Here is a 6071-nt window from a genome sequence, read left to right on the forward strand (position 1 = left end):
CCTTCTTAACTAAACAACTATTTTTACAAACTCAATTTCCGGAATCTGATAGTTCCTAATAATGCTATTGCATGTATATATCTTGGATATCGGGCTATCCTCTCGCACGATTGGATATTTAATTACATTATTCTCGCAATGAGCAACCCAAAGAGCGATATCCGATACACCTCTCTGTTTCATTATATTTGCAACCCGGATCACAGTTCCTCCAGTGCAGCATATATCATCAATAATCAGTACCCTCCTACCAACAAGATTTAATTCTCCATTAAATAGTTCATAGCTAATAATTTCTCTACTGTCATCTAAGACACGTTGTTTTTCACCATAAAAATATGGATACGTATTAAGTATTTTCTGACTCAATATTTTAGGGTACTTTTTCATAGCTCCTTTATCAGGAAAAAATAAATAATCAGGCTCATATATTTTTGTCACCTTATTGATATAAAGATTAATATCCTGTACAAATACATTTTTAATCATATCTGTAATTCCAGAAGAATGGTTATCTAATGTAATAATTTTATCCAGATTCAGCCGGTTAATTATATTTGCAAATAGTTTCAGGCTAAAGGCATATCCTTTAATCGGCCGATCCATCCGACCATAGGGAACATAGAGCATGTATAAGGAAATCTTTGATTCTGGCTCCTCACTTCGTATAAATTCAACTGCAAATTGTAAATCCGCAATGTCCTTATTATCCTGAAAGTATAATTCAATCACATTATTGTCCTGTTTTATGCTTACTGGTTTATAGCTAACTTCTCCATTACTAAACTGTTCACTTCCAAATACAATTTCATTCACTTTTATCACATTATTTCTCCTCTCCATCTATAATCTTTCCTTTAATATGTCAAGAAATAAAAAATAATAAATACTTTTTTAAGAAGTAACTTTTTTATACATATTAGATTTATAAAAGATTAAAAGGAGAATATTATGATTAAGAAATATGATATGAAGAACAAATTTATTTCAATGTTTAACCCAAAGACTGGAGCTTATCTTAGGACCGGTGTTCTTGATTTAACCAAAATTAAGAAGGATTCCATTAATGCTGACCCAAGTAAATTACCATTAAGAGAATTAGGGAAAATTGATACTGGTGAGGATCCTTTTATGGTCTCCTACCCAGAACTAATTGATATAGGTGTCATGGGTCACTGTGTTCATGGTACTTCAGGCTTATGTTTAAAATCCGGAGTTCAGTGTTACCAGGACGGATTACATACAAAGTTTCCAAATATGACTCTTGAAAACTTTAAGAGGATTGTTAATGAATGTAAAGGTAAAACATATCAATTTGCACTTGGTGGACGCGGTGATGTCGATCAACATGAGAACTTTGAAGAAATTTTAAAATATTGTCGTGAAAATGGTATTGTACCAAACTTTACCTCTTCAGGTCTTGGATTCAACAATGAAATCATCAGTCTTTGTAAAAAATATTGCGGAGCTGTTGCTATCAGTTGGTACCGTCAATATCATACATTAAAAGCAATCCAGTTGCTTTTAGATGCTAGGATTAAGACAAATATTCATTATGTCCTTGGAAAAAACTCAATCGATGAAGCAATTGAGCGTCTGCAGACAAACAGTTTTCCAAAAGGGATTAACGCAATCATCTTCCTGCTGCACAAACCAGTAGGTCTTGGTCAGCAGAATAATGTTTTAGATATGGCGGATCCTCGGCTTGCTCAGTTCTTTGAGCTGATTGATTGCCGAAAATTCAGTTTTAAAATAGGATTCGATTCCTGTACTGTTCCTGGTATCTTAAACTTTACTAAAAACATTGATCCGGCAAGTATTGATACATGTGAGGGAGGCCGTTGGAGTTGCTACATTACAAGCGATATGAAAATGTTACCCTGCAGCTTTGATAACCAGGATTTAAAATGGGCTTATGATGTTTCAAATGATACTATTCAAAATGCATGGAATAGTCCTCAGTTTGATGATTTCAGAAGCCATTTTAGAAATTCTTGTTCTGGCTGTAAAAACAAGGCCGAATGTAGAGGTGGTTGCCCAATCAGAAGGGAAATTGTTCTTTGTAACAGAGAGGAGAAAAATTTGCAATGAATCATATTAATGAAGCGTTCGAATATATACAAACATTAAATACAGGAGGTAACGGCGAAGATTATTTGAACAGATTCTCTAACAGCGAACAGCTTGACATTCTCTTAAGCTCAAAGAATCTTCTTGTTTATGTAGCGGTTGAACGAGGCGAAAATATGCAGGGTGCTTGTTATAAGTGTAAGTCTCGTGGCACTATTCCCGGCGATACTCACAGCTGTTGTAAAAATCCACTTGCATTTGCATTAGGTAGCGAACACGGAGTCAGCCATGGCTGGTTCTTTCATCCTTTCAACTTTGATCCAATTTGGCTCAGCTACTGCGATGGTTTTGAAGCAAAGCATGATTAAATAATACTTAACTTCTAGTTGCATAATGAAAATAAAATAATGAGGAGAGTTAAATTATGAAAGTAAGAAGTGATTTTGTTACGAATAGTTCAAGCAGCAGCTTTTTGATTGCCTATAAAACGGGTGAAGATAGAAATACCGTATCCAGCAAAAAAATACAAAAAGTTATGAATGCTATTTTTGATTCAACCGGATGTGATACCAGAAAGGCCATAACTTGTAATAATAAAGAGGAGTTTGAAGAATTCATACTGAATCGTTATTATGTCAAGTCATTAGAGGAACTCTATTCTGAAGGCGAAAATATGAAAGAGTATATTGATAAAATAAAGAAATACCTTGAAGATGGTTACATATTGGCTTCTAAAAAAATTGGTTATGATGATAGTTCTCTATGTGAAATTATATCGTTATTGGAAGACGAGGATTTTGTTATCTTAGAAAAGGATTGATTAAAAAAATATAGAAAGGAAAATGCAAAATGAAATTTAGAGCAGACTTTGTTACAAATTCTTCAAGCAGCAGTTTTTTAATCTGTAAAAAAAATCTTTCTGATAATCAGATTAAAGCAATAAATAATCATTCAGAGCTTGGTAAAAAGCTCGGCCTTAGCTATGCTGAAGAAGAATGGTCAATTGATGAAAGTGATAACTTTATTTCTGGGCATACAGGTATGGATAATTTTCAAATCTCAGAGTTGTTTGACATAATAGGTGTATCAAACAGTGTTATATGGGATCCTGACACTGACGCTTACGAAGCAGAAAATAAGCTAAATAATAATGAAGAGTTATTTTCTGATTCTGAAAAGGAAGCTTGGGAAGAACTGTTAGATGAAATTGAAAACTGATTTTATCCTAATTCAAGTCTACTTCATTTGTTAATCTGAGTTTAATATAATTATATGAGTAAAAAAGAGGCAATGCCTCTTTTTTTGTTGAACTCAATCTTTCTAGTTACGCATAATTTCTTCGTTCTCAAAATATACATATGCAATTATTACTGATCTATCCGTCTATCTTTTTCTTCGTAGACTTTTCATTTTTCTTTCAGTTATTACATCGCCAGGTCTTACTTCATCACATAGTAAAGCAGAATCAATATTATACTTCTTCGAGTGTCTTGCTACTTCATCAATCCCATAGTTAGCATAACAGTATTTACACTGGTTCTTACAGGTATTATATAAGCCAATGTCAATGCTTTCCATACATCCGCATTCTGCCCGTTGTCCTTTGTCTTTTCCTCCAATCAATGGGTATCCAACGGTTTTTTCAATGAGATTCTTATCAATACAACAACTATGTTCTACTCCTTCTCTGGATAAATCAATCTTCTCTGCACAGGATTCCACACACATACCATTTTCGTATGCAATTGCTACGAGTTCTTTTACTAATTCCCTGAATTTATCCTCCTGGAATGTTTCAACTGTCGGCATATTCCGTTCAGTCTGTCCATATAAATCAAGAAACGAGATAATTACTTTCGTTGTATATCCTTTCAGTTTGCCAGCAATTTCCCTAAATGTTTTTATATGAAAATCTTTTGTATAGATTTCATTGAAAAAAATCGGATCATATCTCCAAATCACCCGGGATAGGCCAATTTGTTTCGAAATTGTCTGAAACGCCTCTATACTTTCATCCGTCATTCTTCCGGCAACCGGCTCAATTTCAGGGCCATATGCATTAATCGTATACTGGAAGTAATAATTGTACCCATCAAGCTCAACCAAACGGTTTAACATCGGTTTTGCATTTTTTGTCCAAAACACAATGCAATCAATTACTTCCTTTTCCAAAGATATTTTTGATACTTTCTCTGGATACATGGGATTTCTAACATATAAGAAACCTTCTTTTAGCCGATTAAAAAACCAGTCTGAATAAAACGCTGGAATATCTGTTCTTCTACTCACACTTAAAATCATATATTCTTCTCCTTTTTCGCTTTATTATAAATATAGTATGTAGAAAAAAATACAAAAAAAGAGGCCGAAGCCTCTAGAGTTCCATTTCATAATCTCCCATTAGATAATTACCAGCATCTATGCAAAACTGATTAGGAATGAGACCATTTTTTACACAAAAAGCTGCCATCTCCTCTGTCTCTACTGATTGTATAACAAGTTTCTCAATTTGATTTCTCTTGCAAAAAGTTTTCAAAAACTCATAGACGTCTGTCATCGTTCCACTTCTTTTGTTTTTAAAAGCAACCCTAGAAACCGTAAGCCTGTAATTTTCCAGAAACAAAATTCTAAGTTCAGTTTCTGATTTCGGATCCTGGTACCAGATAGAGTTGAAAGATTCATTCACTTCTAAATCACAAGGATTCTTTTTTTCAATAATAGATTTTAATTCATTTTTTTCATTTTCATTAAATTTAATTTTGAATGAATTCACGATTGCCTCCAATATCACGTTTCCTTTAGTATAACATATTGTGGTTAAATAGCAATTTCAAGCTTGTTTCAATATTCGGAAACAATAATTAACCAATTAAAATTTCGTTTTCTCTAACATTTATTGTACCTATATCATCCTCGTCTTCTCCCTGCCAATCGATGGATCCGTTTAGCTCTAATCCTATAGGCTTGAAAATATTTTCAATTAAGTATTCTAACCATTCCACGTAATTATAAAACTTTTCTCCGCCATCCCATTCAAGGCCACTCCGATCTTCTGAAATAACCCATTGGCACCATAGACCAGGTTGTGTTGCTGGCGGGACATTGTTGTCAACAACTGAATCATTTTCACAATAATCATAGTCGCAATCAAGGAAAAATTCGCCATCTACTCCTAAATCTCCGTTCCATGTTCTGCTTTCCCAGTCTGGGTACAATAATTTGATTTTATCAGGATTTCTTATCATATGTCTAACTTATTTATATATTCAGCTTGATCTACAGTAAGCTCTTTATTAAAAGTAAAGCTACCTTCAAAATCAGTGGTATATCCCATATTCTCTCCTTATCTTTCTTTTTATTTATTATGCTTATTAAGAAAAACAAATAAAAAAGAATCCGAAGATTCTTTTCTTTCAATATATTTTTATCAAAGCCGATCTTTACATTTATTTTTACAAATAATCCTTTACTAGAGAATCCATCCATTCGTCATCAAACTGGTAGTTATACTTTTCTCTCATCTCGCTTATCAACTCCATTTTCAAACTGTACAAGCTATCACTTAAGCTTCCACAGCTATAACTAGTATGCCTTAGCAGGTAACAGCTCTGTTTTAATGCAATAACTTGGTTCAATCGGTTAAATAGTTTTCCATTAACCTCAACAAAACTTTCCACTTCATCTTCTGCTAATTTATCATGTCCTACTAGATATTCATTCGCTGTATATACTGGATATGGGATATTCCTTCCGTCAATATAGACTCTGGCTTTAACATACTCTCTCATTTAATCGCTATCTCCTTGATACATCCTATCCTTGAATTCTTCCGGAATATGATCATATAGCCAGGCATCATCTCCATTTGTATCGCCTTCCGTTGTATATGTATAGAACTCTGCCAAAAGATAATAATCCTCATCCTTAATTTCAATTCCATTTTCTTTGCAATAATCAACAAATTCTTCATATTGATAATCCGTATCATTCTCTTTTAGGTA

Annotated in this window: 10 protein-coding genes; 4 read left to right on the top strand and 6 right to left on the bottom strand. The window is 33.5% G+C overall.

The genetic code is table 11. The features are described from left to right. Positions 1-9: 9 nt before the first annotated feature. Positions 10-843, bottom strand: coding sequence for a phosphoribosyltransferase family protein (locus tag CRO04_RS16505; RefSeq protein WP_097005346.1), 834 nt, complete (start codon positions 841-843; stop codon positions 10-12). Between the two features lie 108 nt (positions 844-951). Between CRO04_RS16505 and CRO04_RS16510 the strand changes: the two genes are divergently transcribed. Genes CRO04_RS16510 through CRO04_RS16525 form a run of 4 tightly spaced genes read left to right on the top strand, consistent with a single transcriptional unit; the run spans position 952 to position 3288 of the window. Further along, positions 952-2091 (top strand): SPASM domain-containing protein, encoded by a 1140-nt coding sequence (locus tag CRO04_RS16510; protein ID WP_207654463.1) that lies wholly within the window; start codon positions 952-954, stop codon positions 2089-2091. Further along, positions 2088-2438 carry a hypothetical protein gene (locus CRO04_RS16515; protein WP_097005348.1) on the top strand — a complete coding sequence of 117 codons (351 nt, stop codon included), beginning with the start codon at positions 2088-2090 and terminating at the stop codon, positions 2436-2438. The genes CRO04_RS16510 and CRO04_RS16515 overlap by 4 nt, the downstream gene beginning before the upstream one ends. A gap of 56 nt (positions 2439-2494) precedes the next feature. Further along, complete coding sequence (locus CRO04_RS16520; protein WP_097005349.1) at positions 2495-2890, top strand: hypothetical protein; 396 nt, start codon at positions 2495-2497, stop codon at positions 2888-2890. Between the two features lie 29 nt (positions 2891-2919). Beyond that, complete coding sequence (locus tag CRO04_RS16525; RefSeq protein WP_097005350.1) at positions 2920-3288, top strand: hypothetical protein; 369 nt, start codon at positions 2920-2922, stop codon at positions 3286-3288. Between the two features lie 165 nt (positions 3289-3453). Here the strand turns inward: CRO04_RS16525 and CRO04_RS16530 are convergent, their stop codons facing one another. The 5 genes from CRO04_RS16530 to CRO04_RS26350 all read right to left on the bottom strand — a co-directional run. Beyond that, the gene (locus tag CRO04_RS16530; protein ID WP_097005351.1) at positions 3454-4371 is read right to left on the bottom strand and encodes a DUF1848 domain-containing protein; all 918 of its coding nucleotides are present in this window, start codon (positions 4369-4371) and stop codon (positions 3454-3456) included. A gap of 73 nt (positions 4372-4444) precedes the next feature. Further along, positions 4445-4843 (bottom strand): hypothetical protein, encoded by a 399-nt coding sequence (locus CRO04_RS16535; protein ID WP_097005352.1) that lies wholly within the window; start codon positions 4841-4843, stop codon positions 4445-4447. Positions 4844-4931: 88 nt separating this feature from the next. After that, positions 4932-5315, bottom strand: coding sequence for a hypothetical protein (locus tag CRO04_RS16540; RefSeq protein WP_097005353.1), 384 nt, complete (start codon positions 5313-5315; stop codon positions 4932-4934). A gap of 207 nt (positions 5316-5522) precedes the next feature. Beyond that, positions 5523-5858 carry a hypothetical protein gene (locus CRO04_RS16545; RefSeq protein WP_097005354.1) on the bottom strand — a complete coding sequence of 112 codons (336 nt, stop codon included), beginning with the start codon at positions 5856-5858 and terminating at the stop codon, positions 5523-5525. Beyond that, a partial coding sequence (locus CRO04_RS26350) for a hypothetical protein (protein ID WP_166432593.1) occupies positions 5859-6071 on the bottom strand: 213 nt, incomplete at its 5' end.

This window comes from Lacrimispora amygdalina, from assembly GCF_900205965.1.
GTDB lineage: Bacteria > Bacillota > Clostridia > Lachnospirales > Lachnospiraceae > Lacrimispora > Lacrimispora amygdalina_A.